15 protein-coding genes are annotated in these 11961 nt (G+C 69.5%); 6 read left to right on the top strand and 9 right to left on the bottom strand.

Going from position 1 to position 11961, the window contains the following annotated elements:
- Window positions 1-25 precede the first annotated feature (25 nt).
- Both ACQY4O_RS15720 and ACQY4O_RS15715 read left to right on the top strand, forming a co-directional pair.
- Window positions 26-943 (top strand): glycosyltransferase, encoded by a 918-nt coding sequence (locus ACQY4O_RS15720; RefSeq protein WP_428377289.1) that lies wholly within the window; start codon window positions 26-28, stop codon window positions 941-943.
- Window positions 944-957: 14 nt separating this feature from the next.
- Complete coding sequence (locus ACQY4O_RS15715) at window positions 958-1374, top strand: hypothetical protein (RefSeq protein ID WP_428377288.1); 417 nt, start codon at window positions 958-960, stop codon at window positions 1372-1374.
- 78 nt (window positions 1375-1452) lie between these two features.
- Here ACQY4O_RS15715 and ACQY4O_RS15710 read toward each other — a convergent pair whose 3' ends face one another.
- From ACQY4O_RS15710 to ACQY4O_RS15690, 5 genes are all read right to left on the bottom strand, one after another.
- Window positions 1453-1845, bottom strand: coding sequence for a type II toxin-antitoxin system VapC family toxin (locus tag ACQY4O_RS15710; RefSeq protein WP_428377287.1), 393 nt, complete (start codon window positions 1843-1845; stop codon window positions 1453-1455).
- Window positions 1823-2059, bottom strand: coding sequence for a FitA-like ribbon-helix-helix domain-containing protein (locus ACQY4O_RS15705; protein ID WP_428377286.1), 237 nt, complete (start codon window positions 2057-2059; stop codon window positions 1823-1825). Before ACQY4O_RS15705 ends, ACQY4O_RS15710 begins: the two co-directional genes overlap by 23 nt.
- A 112-nt stretch (window positions 2060-2171) precedes the next feature.
- Window positions 2172-3542: an MATE family efflux transporter gene (locus tag ACQY4O_RS15700; protein ID WP_428378218.1), complete on the bottom strand. Its 1371-nt coding sequence runs from the start codon at window positions 3540-3542 to the stop codon at window positions 2172-2174.
- A 143-nt stretch (window positions 3543-3685) separates the two neighbouring features.
- Window positions 3686-4366, bottom strand: coding sequence for an RluA family pseudouridine synthase (locus tag ACQY4O_RS15695; RefSeq protein WP_428378217.1), 681 nt, complete (start codon window positions 4364-4366; stop codon window positions 3686-3688).
- A complete protein-coding gene (locus ACQY4O_RS15690; RefSeq protein ID WP_428377285.1) occupies window positions 4363-5583 on the bottom strand; it encodes an MFS transporter in 1221 nt (406 codons plus the stop codon). The genes ACQY4O_RS15695 and ACQY4O_RS15690 overlap by 4 nt, the downstream gene beginning before the upstream one ends.
- Before the next feature lie 159 nt (window positions 5584-5742).
- On the opposite strand from ACQY4O_RS15690, the gene ACQY4O_RS15685 reads away from it, so the two are divergent.
- The 4 genes from ACQY4O_RS15685 to ACQY4O_RS15670 all read left to right on the top strand — a co-directional run bounded on the left by ACQY4O_RS15685 (window position 5743) and on the right by ACQY4O_RS15670 (window position 9762).
- Window positions 5743-7167: an MFS transporter gene (locus ACQY4O_RS15685; RefSeq protein WP_428377284.1), complete on the top strand. Its 1425-nt coding sequence runs from the start codon at window positions 5743-5745 to the stop codon at window positions 7165-7167.
- 8 nt (window positions 7168-7175) lie between these two features.
- Entirely contained in the window at window positions 7176-8459 is a 1284-nt protein-coding gene (pepT, locus tag ACQY4O_RS15680) for a peptidase T (RefSeq protein WP_428377283.1), read from the top strand.
- A 3-nt stretch (window positions 8460-8462) separates the two neighbouring features.
- Window positions 8463-9221 carry a short-chain dehydrogenase/reductase gene (locus tag ACQY4O_RS15675; RefSeq protein ID WP_428377282.1) on the top strand — a complete coding sequence of 253 codons (759 nt, stop codon included), beginning with the start codon at window positions 8463-8465 and terminating at the stop codon, window positions 9219-9221.
- A 67-nt stretch (window positions 9222-9288) separates the two neighbouring features.
- Window positions 9289-9762, top strand: a complete 474-nt coding sequence (locus ACQY4O_RS15670) for a hypothetical protein (RefSeq protein WP_428377281.1) — start codon at window positions 9289-9291, stop codon at window positions 9760-9762.
- Window positions 9763-9834: 72 nt separating this feature from the next.
- Here the strand turns inward: ACQY4O_RS15670 and ACQY4O_RS15665 are convergent, their stop codons facing one another.
- The 4 genes from ACQY4O_RS15665 to ACQY4O_RS15650 are packed head-to-tail and all read right to left on the bottom strand — an operon-like array spanning window position 9835 to window position 11950.
- The gene (locus tag ACQY4O_RS15665) at window positions 9835-10236 is read right to left on the bottom strand and encodes a MerR family transcriptional regulator (protein ID WP_428377280.1); all 402 of its coding nucleotides are present in this window, start codon (window positions 10234-10236) and stop codon (window positions 9835-9837) included.
- Window positions 10229-11119: an NAD(P)H-dependent flavin oxidoreductase gene (locus ACQY4O_RS15660; RefSeq protein ID WP_428377279.1), complete on the bottom strand. Its 891-nt coding sequence runs from the start codon at window positions 11117-11119 to the stop codon at window positions 10229-10231. Before ACQY4O_RS15660 ends, ACQY4O_RS15665 begins: the two co-directional genes overlap by 8 nt.
- A gap of 37 nt (window positions 11120-11156) precedes the next feature.
- A complete protein-coding gene (locus ACQY4O_RS15655) occupies window positions 11157-11657 on the bottom strand; it encodes a PaaI family thioesterase (protein ID WP_428377278.1) in 501 nt (166 codons plus the stop codon).
- Window positions 11654-11950 carry an SCP2 sterol-binding domain-containing protein gene (locus tag ACQY4O_RS15650; protein WP_428377277.1) on the bottom strand — a complete coding sequence of 99 codons (297 nt, stop codon included), beginning with the start codon at window positions 11948-11950 and terminating at the stop codon, window positions 11654-11656. Before ACQY4O_RS15650 ends, ACQY4O_RS15655 begins: the two co-directional genes overlap by 4 nt.
- Window positions 11951-11961: the final 11 nt, after the last annotated feature.

The following is an 11961-nucleotide window of genomic DNA, read 5'->3' as shown; positions in this document are numbered from 1 at the left end:
ACGCCTGCGGGCTAAAGCTTCTCGCGTGCAGCGGCCGGTCGTGATCCTGCTCTCCACCTACGAGGGCGCTCCCTTTCTGCGCGAGCAACTCGCCAGCCTGATCGCGCAGACCCACACCGACTGGATGCTGTACTGGCGCGACGACGGCTCCCGCGATGGCTCGGCGGCGATCATGGCGGAGTTCTCGCGCACCGCCGGCGCCGGACGCTGCAGGGCGGTCGAGGGCGGCCGCCATCTCGGCATCACCGCCTCGTTCCTGACTTTGTTGCGCGCCGCACCCCCGGGCCACGTGGTGGCGTTCGCCGACCAGGACGATGTCTGGCTGCCGGACAAGCTGGCCCGTGGGCTGGCAGGGCTCGGTGCTCCGGCATCCGCGCGACCGGCGCTGTACTGCGCGCGCCAGGTGCTGACCGATGGCAATCTGCACTCGATCGGCCTGTCGCCGGCGATCCGCCGCCTGCCGTCGTTCCCGGCGTCGCTGACGCAGAACCTCGCTACCGGCTGCACCGTGCTGCTCAACCCCGCGGCGGCGGCGCTGGTGGCAGGCAGCCGGCTGCCGGACAATACCCTGCATGACTGGTGGTCATACCTGCTGGTCGGCGCCGCGGACGGCGCGCTCGTGGTCGATCCGATCGCCGTCGTGCTCTACCGCCAGCATCACCGCAACGCGGTCGGCGCTCCGCATTCGACGCTCCGGCGTGGCCTCATGGCGCTGAGGCGCGGGCCGGACAGCTTCATGCGCCTGTTCCGCCAGCATGTGGCGGCGCTGCTGGCCCAGCCGGCGCCACTGTCCCCGCAGGCCCGCGCGGATCTTGCGATCATCGCAGCCGCGCTCGACAGCGACCGCCTTGCAAGGCTACGTGCCCTGCTCCGGCTGCACGCCCTGGCGCGCAGGACCTGGCCGGAGACGATGCTGTTCAGACTGTGGTTCCTGATTGGATAGAAGGTGCTGGCCGGATGAGCCGAAACGGGATTGTCCTGATCTGGGTGCTCGGCGCGGTGCTGGCCCTGCTGCTGATCTTCGCCGGGCCGAACCCGGTGGAACAGGCCTTGCGCGAGGCGATCGATCGCACGGAGTACACCCTCGACCGCCTGAGCGGGCCGACCATCGAGGTGGTGCGCGCGCTGGCGGTCGCCCTGTTCTGCGTGTTCCTCGCGCTCTGCGTGGTGGCGCTCCGGCGCGGACAGCCGGCGCTGGGGCTGGCGATCGCGGTCTCGATCGTCTTCCTGCTGCTGGCCGGCTACGACTTCGCCTGGATCATCTTCCTGCGCCGCCCGCACTGGGTGCTGGCGCTGCTGGTCGCGCTGTTCGGGTCGCTGTCGATGACGCGCCGGCTGCTGTCGGGCACATCGCTTCCGGCTCGTCGGGGTTGACACTTGGCATCGCGAAGCGATTCCAATTGATCGTATGCTGCTCTAGTTACGGACGTGCCGTGCCATCCCTTCTGACGCTCATGTCTGGCTCGCCTTCTCTGCATTGGCGAGCTGCCGGTCCAGCGTGACCAGCTCCGCGTCGAGTTGCCGGGCCAGCCAAAGATAGCAAGCGTCGTAGGCGGTCAGACCGGTGGCATTGGCCAGCTCCAGAACGCCGCCGTGATCAACCGTGGCAGCCGCCACCTGAAGCCGGCCGCGCATGCCGAAAGCTGCCAGGAGCGCGTCCCGCTGCTCCGGATGACGCCGGCTCTTGATCAGGCAAACATTGGCAAGCTCGAAGCCGAGCAGAGCGGGCGCCACCAGTTGCGCGCCCTCGAGCCGGACGGCGATTATGTCCGCCTCCGGTTCACCGAACAGCAGGGCAGCCAACGCCGAAGCGTCGACCACCTTAATGGCCATCGCGGTCCGCACGAACGATCGCTGCAGACTCACGCGGCGTATGCAGGCCCAACCGACGCATCTCGGCCAGAAGTTCGGCAGGCGTCGCCGGTCTGTCTTCCTCGACAGCGGCTTCGATGATGGCCAGCAGCTCGCCTTGCAATGATCGGTGATGCCGTTCAGCCCGCTCCTTAAGGCGCTGCACAACCCGATCAGGCGCGTTCTTGATCGACAGATTAACCGACATGGTTCCGATCTGGCTCCAGAATGGATGTGTTCTAGCAGCCCCTATGCGATCTGTCATGCGAGCAGTCAGACCTTGCCGAAGACGGTCGACGGACAATCCCGCGTCCAGCGCTTCAAGCCTGCGAACCGGCTTCCTCTCGGGTCAGCTCGGCCATCTCGATCATTGCCGCCTTGGCGCTGAGCGCCGGCAGCGGCGCCACGGGTTGCACGCGCGCCTGCATCGTGTGCATCCGGCGGGTCAGCGCAAAGGCGGTGACGACCGCCAGCAGGCCGAAGACGATGCCGCCCGCGGCCTGGCCGACCAGCACCCCGCGCGGGCCGTAACGCATGCCGAGCAGCACGAACGGGATGGTGCCCAGCGTCGCCCGGCCCCAGTTGAACAGTGTCGAGAGCAGCGGATGGCCGAGATTGTTGAAAGCGGCGTTGGCGACGAACAGCGCCCCAATGAACAGGAAGCTCGCCACCGTCCACGTGCAGAACAGGTGCAGCAGCATCGCCATGTCGCCGGTGGCCGAGAACAAGGCCACCACCTGGTCCTGCAGCAGCGCAAGTGCGAACCACATCGCCAGCACGCAGGACAGCACCAGCAGCAGGGCGCAGCGCAACGCCTCGCGCACCCGGGGGAACTGCCGCGCCCCCAGGTTCTGCGCCATGATCGGCCCGACCGAGCCGGTGAGGGCGAAGATGAAGGCGAAGGCGACCGGGATGATGCGGTCGATGGTCGCCTGGCCCGACACCGCGCCGAGCCCGAACTTCGCCATCACATGCGTCGTGTAGGCGCTGCCGACCGGCGTCGCGAGGTTGGTCAGCGCCGCGGGGAAGCCGACGGTGAGCACCGGCCAGGCATGCGCGGGTAGCATCCGCCAGTGTGGCCGCTGCAGGAAATCATGGTGGCGCACGGCGAGCAGGCCGAGCCCCGCCGCGGTGGCGCGCGACAGCACGGTGCTGATCGCGGCCCCCTCGAGGCCGAGATGCAGGCCAAAGATCAGCACCGGGTCGAGGCAGGCAAGCAGGAACGCGCTCCACAGCGTGACCGTCATCGAGCGGCGGGCGTCGCCGACCGAACGCAGCAGCGCCGAGCAGCCCATGCCGAGCGCGATCAGCGGCAGGAACGGCGAGATGATCGAGAGATTGCGCGTGGCCGCCGCCAGCACCGCGCCGCGTGCCCCGAGGGCGTGCAGCAGCGGGCCAAGCAGCAGCACCGTCCCCAGTCCGATGGCGAGCATGACCGCGACCATGACCGTCAGTGCCGCGGAGGCGATCTGACGCGCCTCGCCGACCGCGCCCGCGCCGATCCGGCGCGAGACCGCGGCCCCCAGCCCGATCGAGAGGCCGATCGAGACCGCCATCTGCAGATAGGAGACGGCGCCGATGAAGCCGATCGCCGCCGTCAGCCCCCGATCGTGCAGCATCGAGATGTAGAGCAGGTTGAGCAGGTCGACCGAGAACACCGCGAGCAGGCCGATCGATCCGGTGCCGGCCATGACGCAGGTGTGGCGCAGGATGGAGCCGGAGCAGAAGCGGGCGGGCCGGGTCGGGACGCGGAGCGGCTTGGAGCGGATCACGACGTCAATGTAGAGCGTTTCCGCGATCAGTTCAGAGCGGAAATACCATCAATTTCCAGGGCTCATCGGTCGGGCCGGAAGCCGCATGCCAGCAGGCCGGCGAGCATATGCGGCGGCGGCGGCGCGGTGGCCGTGACCGGCGGCTCGAGCGGCAGCCGGATCGCCCGGGCAAGCAGGTGCAGGCAGGGGTCCGCCTCTCGCCCGGTTTCGCCCGAGGGTTCGCCATACAGCGCATCGCCGATGATCGGGCAGCCGAGGCTCGCGCAATGGATTCGGGCCTGATGGGTGCGTCCGGTCAGCAGCTCGAGCTCGAGCCAACTCGTCGTCTCGGCGCGGCCGAGCACTCGATACCGGGTCCGGGCGGCCACACCCTGCGGGTCGGCACGCATGCGCCAACCCGTCCGAGCCGTGCTCCGCTTGAGCAACGGCAGGTCGATGATTCCGGCCGGCGCGGCGGGTGAACCGCGAACCATCGCCCAGTAGGTCTTGCCGGCGCGACCCTCCGCGAAACAGGCCTGCGCCGCGTGCAGCGCCGTGCGCCGGAGTGCCACCAGCAGGCAGCCGCTGGTGTCGGCGTCGAGCCGGTGCGCGAGCCATGGGCCGTCGCGTCGTCGGGAGAGTAGCCCGAACCAGTCCTCGACGGAGGGGCCGCCGCCAGGACCGGGATGCACCTTCAGCCCCGCAGGCTTGTCCAGGACGACGAACCGCGCGTCCGAGAACAGCAGCCTGGGGGGTGCCGTCAGGACTTCGCCCGCTCCAGATTTGGCAAGAACAGCGCCAGTATGCCGATCGCCGGCAGGAAGGCGCAGACCTCGTACACTGCGTCGATCCCGGCATGGTCCGCCAGCACGCCCAGCACCGCGGCACCCAGGCCGCCCATGCCGAAGGCCAGGCCGAAGAACAGGCCCGAGACCATGCCGACCCGGCCGGGCAGCAACTCGGTCGCGTACACCAGGATCGCCGAGAAGGCGGAGGACAGCACGAGCCCGATCACCACGCTCAGCGCGATGGTCCAGCCGAAGCCGACATGCGGCAGCGCCAGGGTGAAGGGCAGCACGCCGAGGATGGAGCCCCAGATCACGTATTTGCGGCCGATCCGGTCGCCGATGGGGCCGCCCGCGAAGGTGCCGGCGGCGGTGGCACCCAGGAACACGAACAGCTCGACCTGCGCGGTCTGGGCGGACACGCCGAAGCGGTGCATCAGATAGAAGATGTAGTAGCTGCCGATGCTGGCGAGATAGAAATACTTCGAGAACACCAGGGCGATGAGCATGGTCAGCGCCGCGCCGGTCTGCCGCCGGCTGAGCCCGGTGTTGCGCGGGGCGGCGTCCCTGCGCGCCAGCCGGCTGCGCTGCGAATACCAGCGCCCGATGGCGGCCAGCAGCCCCACCCCGAGGAGGGCCAGCAGGCAGAACCAGGCGAGGCTGGCGCGCCCGTTCGGCAGCACCACGAAGGCCGCCAGCAGCGGCCCCAGCGAGGTGCCGAAATTGCCGCCGACCTGGAACACCGACTGCGCGAAGCCGTGCCGGCCGCCGGAGGCCAGCCGGGCGATGCGCGAGGCCTCGGGGTGGAAGATCGAGGAGCCGACGCCGAGCAGGGCGGCGCCCCCGAGCAGGTGCGCGTAGGTCTGCGCCAGCGCCAGGATCAGCAGCCCGGTCATCGAGACGCTCATGCCGGCGGCCAGCGACCAGGGCAGCGGGCGGCGGTCGGTGAACTGGCCCACCAGCGGCTGCAGCAGCGATGCGGTGATCTGGTAGGTCAGGGTCAGCAGCCCGATCTGGCTGAAGGAGAGATGGAAGCCACCCTTCAGCAACGGATAGATCGCGGTCAGCAACGACTGGATGGTGTCGTTGAGCATGTGGCAGAGGCTGATCGTGCCCAGTACCAGGCCGGCGCGTCCCTGGGTGCCGCCGATCGGGGCGCGCAGCGGAACCTGCCGGCCGGCGACGCTCTGGCTCATGGACATGCCTCATGCTGCGGAACCGGTAAGCCTCTACGCCGCCCGCCGCGCCGTTTCAAACCGCGAGATACCGGATTGCTGCAAGGCAGCATCCCATCGCCAGTGAGGAGGGGGGACAGGCTGGATTTCCCGGCGCGCAGCCTGTAGCGGCATGATCCCATGTCGAGTGCGATCAGCGAGGACCCGCGTCCATCGGCGCCAAGGCTGGAGGCGCCGGCGCGGACGGACGGCCTGCATGGCCGCGCCCGGCAGCGCGCGATGCTGGCGATCGCGCTGTCGGTGCTGCTGTCCACCCTGGACTACGCGGTCGCCAACGTGGCGCTGCCGACCATCGCGCACGACATCCACTGCACCGCGGCGGACTCGATCTGGGTGATCAACGCCTACCAGCTCGCCACCCTGATCGGCCTGCTGCCGCTGGCGTCCCTGGGCGAGATCAGGGGCCAGGACCGGATCTGCCGGATCGGGCTGATGGTGTTCATCGTCGCCTCCGCCCTGTGCGCCGCCTCGGACAGCCTGCCCGAGCTTGCCGCGGCGCGCGTGCTGCAGGGTCTCGGGGGCGCCTGCATCATGAGCGTGAACGCCGCCCTGGTGCGCGCAATCTATCCGCAGTCGCTGCTCGGGCGGGGGATCGCGCTCAACGGCCTGGTGGTGGCACTCGGAGTGGCGCTCGGCCCGACGATTGCGTCCGCGGTGCTGTCGGTCGCCAGCTGGCGCTGGATCTTCCTGATCAACCTGCCGCTTGGCGGCGCGGCGCTGGTGTTCGCCTTTACCAGCCTGCCTGCGACCCTGCGCGGTGCGCGCCGTTTCGATCTGTCCAGTGCCACGCTGAGCATGCTCGCACTCGGTCCGCTGTTCATCGGGCTGGACCGTTTCGCGCACCACGGCGCGGTCGGCCTGTCGCTGGTGCTGATTGCCGTGGGCGGGGTCTGCCTGGCGTGGCTGGTGCGGCGGCAGCTTCGCATCGGCGAGCCGCTGCTGCCGGTTGACCTGTTGCGGCTGGGCGACTTCCGGACGGCCTTCACCGTCGGCATCCTCGGCTTCATCGCCTCCAATCTCTTCATCATCGCGATGCCGTTCTTCTTCGAGATGAACTTGCACCGATCGGCGGTACAGACCGGCCTGCTGATCACGCCGTGGCCGCTGGCGATCGTGGCGATCTCGCCGCTGGTCGGCCGCCTCGCTGACCGGCACTCCGCGGGCTTCCTGTCGAGCGTCGGCCTGCTGATCGCAGCTATCGGCTTCACCCTGCTCTGGCAGATGCCGGCAGCCCCGTCCGACTTCGACATCGCCTGGCGGATCGCGCTCGCCGGCAGCGGCTTCGGGCTGTTCCAGGCGCCCAACAACCGGGCGATGCTGACCGCGGCCCCGATGCACCGGTCGGGGGGTGCGAGCGGCATGATCCCGGTGGCGCGGCTGCTCGGCCAGACCATCGGGGCGATGCTGGTGGCGCTGGTGTTCGGGCTGCTGCCGGTCGAGAGTGCGCGGCATTGCCTCGCCTTCGGCGCCCTGGTCGGGATGACCGGCGCCGTGCTCAGTGCCGCCCGGCTGCTGCCCGGGACGCGCCCGAGATCTGCGGCATGAGCGGGGGCATGAGCAACGATAACGAGGGAACCGACATGCAACAGCCCGAGCAGGAACTGGTGGAGCGACTGTTCCGCTACCTCGCCGTCACCAGCCAGAGCGACGCCCACGCCCAGACGCTGCCCTCCACCCCGGGACAACGCGTGCTGGCCGAGTTGCTCGCCGGCGAACTGGCCGGGCTCGGGCTCGAGGATATCCATCTCGATGCGAATGGCGTGCTGACCGCGCTCCGGCGCGGCAGCGTGCGCGAAGCGCCCTGCATCGGCTTCGTGGCGCATCTCGATACCGTCGATGTCGGGCTGTCGCCGGACATCCACCCGCAACGCCTGCGCTACGAGGGAAGTGACCTGTGCCTGAACCGGGCCGCGGACATCTGGCTGCGGGCGGAGGAGCATCCCGAACTGGCGCCCTATGCCGGCGAGGACATCATCTTCGGCGACGGCACCAGCGTGCTGGGCGCCGACAACAAGGCGGCGATCGCGGTGGTGATGACGCTGCTCGCTCGCCTGAGCCGGGGCGACCTGCCGCACGGCGACATCGCGGTGGCCTTCGTGCCGGACGAGGAGATCGGGCTGCGCGGCGCCAAGGCGATGGATCTCGCGCGGTTTCCGGCGCGCTACGCCTACACCATCGACAGTTGCGAGCGTGGCGAACTGGTGTACGAGACCTTCAACGCGGCGAAGGCGACGATTGCGATCACCGGAGTGACGGCGCATCCGATGTCGGCCAAGGGCGTGATGGTGAACCCGGTGCGGGTTGCCGCCGACCTGATGGCGCAGTTCGATCCGCTCCAGACGCCCGAACATACCGACGGGCGCGACGGCTACTGGTGGTGCAACGATGTGGTGGCGAACTCGAACGAGGCGCAACTGCACCTGTCGATCCGCGATTTCGATGCGGCGTCATTCGCCGCACGCAAGCGGCACGTCGAGATGGCGGTGGACACGGTGCGGGCGCAGCATCCGCGCGCCAGGATCGAGTGCATCATCGAGGACCAGTACGGCAACATTGCAGATGCGCTCGGTGAGGACCGCACCGCCATCGAGCTGATGCAGGCGGCTTTTGCCGATGTCGGCATTGCGCCCAGGATCATCGCGATGCGCGGTGGCACCGACGGCTCGGCCCTGTCCGCGCGCGGACTGCCAACGCCCAACTACTTCACCGGCGCGCTGAATTTCCACTCGCGCTTCGAGCTCCTGCCGGTCAGCGCGTTTCGCGATGCCTATCGGGTCACAGAACGTATCTGCGCGCTGGCCGCGAGCATGACCGATCACGACAGCAAGGTGGCCTGAAGCATGGACCTGCATCTCGCCGGCAAGCGCGCCCTGATCACCGGAGGATCGAAAGGCATCGGCCTCGCCACCGCCCTCGTGCTCGCCGAGGAAGGCTGCGACCTCGTCTTGGTGTCGCGCGATGCTGGCACCCTCGCGTCGGCGTCCGAGGCGGTGCGGGCGCGCCGCCAGGTCGGCGTGCAGCTTATCGCCGCCGACCTCTCCCGCCAGCCCGAAGTGGAGCGCGTCGCGGCCGAGGCCGGCGCGCTCGACCTGCTGGTCAACAATGCCGGTGCGATTCCGGCCGGCAACCTCCACGCGGTCGACGATGCGGCGTGGCGCGCGGCCTGGGACCTCAAGGTGTTCGGCACTATCGGCCTGACCCGCGCGCTCTATCCGCGCCTCGCCGAACGGCACGGCGTGGTGGTCAACGTGATCGGTGCTGCGGGCGAGTATTTCGATCCGAACTACATCACCGGGAGTGCCGGCAACGCGGCGCTGATGGCGTTCACCCGCAGCCTCGGCCGCGCGGCGCCTAAGGATGGCATGCGCGTGGTCGGCATCAATCCCGGGCCGGTCGGCACCGGGCGCATCGAGACGCTGCTGCGCGCCCGGGCGGCGCGCGAATTCGGCGACGAGCAGCGCTGGCAGGACTACTACCGGACGATGGCCTTCGGGCGGCCTGCCACCCCGGAGGAGATCGCCAGCGCCGTGGCGTTCCTGGCCTCGCCGCGCTCCGGCTACACGACAGGCACCATCCTCACCATCGATGGCGGTCCCTGATGGGCTCTGGCAGTGTCGCGCCGGCGCGTACATAGTCGTGCCATCATAACGCGGCCAGGAGATCGCCATGGACGTGCAGACCATCGACCAGAGCTACCAGCAGCTGCAGGGACAGTCGCAGCAGACTGTGCAGGCGCTGCAGACGCTCGGCAACAAGCTGCAGACGGCAGCAGCGGGCGGCGACCAGCAGGCCCGCGAGTGGCTGCTCGACCTGCGCGAGCTGGCGCTCTCGTTCCGCTCCGAGCAGGACCAGGTCACCAACCTGCTGCAGGCCCTGCATGGCTTCGTCGCCAACCAGGCGCAGATGCAGCAGGCCAGCCCGCCGCCGCCGCAGGGCAACTGGGGTCAGAGCCCGGGCTACGCGCCGCAGCCGGGCTACCCGCAGCAGCAGCCGGGCTATGCCCAGGCGGGCGGCTTCATGGGAGGCGCCGCGCCGGCGGGCGGCATGATCGGCAACTTCCTGAACTCGGGTTTCGGCCGGGCCATCGAGATGGGCGCCGGATTCGGCATCGGCGACGACCTGATCAACAAGATCTTCTGACGATCCTCAGTCCCCGGCGAACGGCTTGGTCATGCCCGATCGTTGCAGGCGAGCGCGCCGTCCGGGGTAGGCCTACGGCCTGAGCGTGGCCGCAACCTGCCGCTCGATCTCGGCGAGCTCGCGCATCGTTTCGGTAATGGCGTTCTTCATGCTGCTCAGGTGCGCGATCCGCTTGCGCACCGCCTTCAGCAGGCGGCGCTGCTGCTCCTGGTGCCCGGGGTCGACATCGTAGAGATCGAGAAACTCCTTGATGTCGCGGAGCGTGAAGCCGAGCCGCTTGCCGCGCAGGATGAGCTGCAGGCGGCCGCGGTCGCGATGCGTATAGATACGCGCGCCACCGGCCCGCGACGGACTGATCAGGCCCTTGTCCTCGTAGAAGCGCAGGGCGCGCGCGGTCACCCCGAGGGCCGTCGCCAGTTCGGTCACGGTATAGAGCCGGGTCGCGGCGGCGTTCTGGATCACCTGGTCAGGCACGGGCGGCTGCACTCGCTGCCCGGAACTCGTGCAGCAGCCGGTCCACCAGTGCCGCCGCCGGGCGGACCGCGTCGATCGCGCCGATGCCCTGGCCGCAGCCCCAGACGTCGCGCCACGCCGTCGCCGCCCTGCTCACTGCGAGTTCTTTGTCACCGGATGCGGGCGGCAGGTCGTGCGGATCGTAGCCGGCATTGCGTATGGAACCGGCCAGGTAGTTGCCCGCAACGCCGGTGAAGAGGCCGGAATACACGATGTCGGCGGCACTGCTCTCGACCACCATCCGCTTGTAGCCGGCGACCGCATTGGCCTCTTCGGTGGCGATGAAGGGCGAGCCGATCGAGACCAGGTCGGCGCCGAGGATGCGCGCCGCCAGGATGCCGCGGCCGCTCCCAATCGCGCCCGCCAGCACCAGCGGCCCGTCGAACCACTGCCGCGTCTCGGCGAGCAGCGCGAACGGCGACTGCGTGCCGGCATGGCCGCCGGCTCCGGCCGCGACCAGGATCAGCCCGTCGGCGCCGGCCTCGACTGCCTTGCGGGCATGGCGCTGGGTGGTGACATCGTGCAGCACCAGGCCGCCCGCTTCGTGCAGCGCCGCGTTCACCTCGGGCTGCACGCCAAGGGAGGTGATGACCAGCCGCACCCGCCGCCGCACGCAGGTGGCGAGATCGGCCGCCAGCCGATCGTTGGTCCGGTGCACGATCAGGTTGACCCCGACCGGGCCGGCCGGCTCCCCCGCATTACCCGCCTCGATCCGATCGAGCCATTCGTCGAGTGCGCCGGGCCCGCGCGCGTTCAGGGCCGGGAAGGCCCCGATGATCCCGGCGCGGCATTGCGCGCCGACCAGGGCGGGGTTCGAGACGATGTACATCGGCGCCCCCAGCACCGGCAGGCGCAGGCCGGCGACAAGGTCGTCGAACGGCCTACTCAGGGTGCGCCGCCCCGGTCAGGTAGCGGCGCAGCTGGTCGCCGGTATCGACCGGCGGCGCGTCGTGTGTCGCCTCTTCCGGCGGCCTCACGATCTTGAAGATCCCCCGCGCCCGTGCAACCGGTTCACCGTCCGCGCGCAGCAGCGCGGTCGCGAATACCGTGCCGCGGGTGATGCGGTCGATCTCGGGCCGCGCCTCGACCCAGGCGCCGAGCAGGGTCGGGGCGAGGTAGTCCAGCGACAGGCTGACCGTCGGCAGGATCTGGGCGCCGGTGCGGCGTGCATACATCGCGGCGAGACCGAGATGGACATCGATGAAGGTCGCCAGCATGCCGCCATGGCAGTTGCCGGCCGGGTTGAGGTGGCGTCGCTCGACCCTGAAGCCGCCGAGCAGCGCGTCGCCATCCGCCTTGACCCAGAGCGGCCCGCACAGCACGTAGAAATCATCGTCGCCGAACCGTGGCAGCGGCTGGAAGCCCTCAGGAACGTCGCTCATTCCGCCCGCAGCGCCGAGGCCAGTTGCAGGGCGAGTGCCATGTCGCCGTCCACCTTCAGCTGGCCGGTCATGTATGCCATCGTGGCGTTCAGCCGGCCTTCCATCAGGCGTTCCAGATTGTCCGCCGACAGGCTGATCCGGCAATCCGCCGGCGCCTCCGCGTTGCCGACAATGGTGCCGTCGAGATGGATCAGGCCCGTGTCGCCAAGATCCAGCAACACTGGCCGCGACAGGCCGGCATTCTTCTCCGCGGTCTCGCGCACCCGCGCCGTCAGCTCGTCCAGTTCAGGCATTCAAGCAGCTC

Origin of the sequence: Lichenicoccus sp., assembly GCF_965277665.1 — a bacterium.
Taxonomy (GTDB): domain Bacteria; phylum Pseudomonadota; class Alphaproteobacteria; order Acetobacterales; family Acetobacteraceae; genus Lichenicoccus.
Note: the sequence above shows the minus strand (reverse complement) of the source record. Positions and strands in the feature narration are given on the sequence as shown.

Coding starts and splice junctions, on each gene's coding strand:
- ACQY4O_RS15650 (WP_428377277.1), bottom strand. CDS start 11,950: ATGCCTGAACTGGACGAGCTGACGGCGCGGGTGCGCGAGACCGCGGAG.
- ACQY4O_RS15685 (WP_428377284.1), top strand. CDS start 5,743: ATGTCGAGTGCGATCAGCGAGGACCCGCGTCCATCGGCGCCAAGGCTG.
- pepT (WP_428377283.1), top strand. CDS start 7,176: ATGAGCAACGATAACGAGGGAACCGACATGCAACAGCCCGAGCAGGAA.
- ACQY4O_RS15670 (WP_428377281.1), top strand. CDS start 9,289: ATGGACGTGCAGACCATCGACCAGAGCTACCAGCAGCTGCAGGGACAG.
- ACQY4O_RS15715 (WP_428377288.1), top strand. CDS start 958: ATGAGCCGAAACGGGATTGTCCTGATCTGGGTGCTCGGCGCGGTGCTG.
- ACQY4O_RS15700 (WP_428378218.1), bottom strand. CDS start 3,542: ATGGCCGGCACCGGATCGATCGGCCTGCTCGCGGTGTTCTCGGTCGAC.
- ACQY4O_RS15705 (WP_428377286.1), bottom strand. CDS start 2,059: ATGTCGGTTAATCTGTCGATCAAGAACGCGCCTGATCGGGTTGTGCAG.
- ACQY4O_RS15655 (WP_428377278.1), bottom strand. CDS start 11,657: ATGAGCGACGTTCCTGAGGGCTTCCAGCCGCTGCCACGGTTCGGCGAC.
- ACQY4O_RS15675 (WP_428377282.1), top strand. CDS start 8,463: ATGGACCTGCATCTCGCCGGCAAGCGCGCCCTGATCACCGGAGGATCG.
- ACQY4O_RS15690 (WP_428377285.1), bottom strand. CDS start 5,583: ATGAGCCAGAGCGTCGCCGGCCGGCAGGTTCCGCTGCGCGCCCCGATC.